This is a genomic window from Streptomyces pimonensis (assembly GCF_041380215.1).
In the GTDB taxonomy this organism is placed as follows: domain Bacteria; phylum Actinomycetota; class Actinomycetes; order Streptomycetales; family Streptomycetaceae; genus Streptomyces; species Streptomyces pimonensis.
In genome coordinates this window covers 1-512 of record NZ_JAHWZY010000144.1, presented here as the reverse complement: position 1 = coordinate 512, position 512 = coordinate 1, and the positions used below count along the sequence as shown (strand labels likewise).

The 512-nt window shown below is 73.4% G+C and carries 1 protein-coding gene; it reads right to left on the bottom strand.

Annotated elements, in window-relative coordinates:
• On the bottom strand, positions 1-512 hold a 512-nt coding region (locus KYY02_RS33740; protein ID WP_442538188.1), incomplete at both ends, for a CurL C-terminal domain-containing protein.

Below are 512 nucleotides of genomic sequence, written 5' to 3'. Positions count from 1 at the left end.
CGACCGCGAACAACGCCGGCTGCGTCACCCCCGTCTCGTTCAACGCCTCGGCACCCTCACCGAACAACACCCCACGCACCGCCGGGTCGCACACGTCCAGTACGGCGTCCAGGGCCTCGGCGAACACCTCGTACCGCGCGGCCAGTCCGCGACCCATACCCAGCCGCTGCGACCCCTGACCCGAGAACAGGAGACCGAGCCTCTGCGGCGCGGCCTCGCCGGTCACGATGCCGGGTCCGCCGCGTCCCTCGGCCAGTGCGGTCAGCGCCGACCGGAACCCGTCGGGCTCCGCGGCGACGACCACCGCGCGGTGCTCGAAGGCCGCTCGCGCGAACGCCAGCGTACGGGCCGTGTCGGCGACGTCCAGGTCCGGTGACCGGTCCACGAAGGACCGCAGTCGTGCGGCCTGCTCCCGCAGCGCCTCGGGGCTCTTGGCCGACAACGGCCAGGGGACGGCCGTGCCGGTCGGCAGCGGCGGGGTGACTTCCTCCGGTTCGGTCTCACGTTCCTGT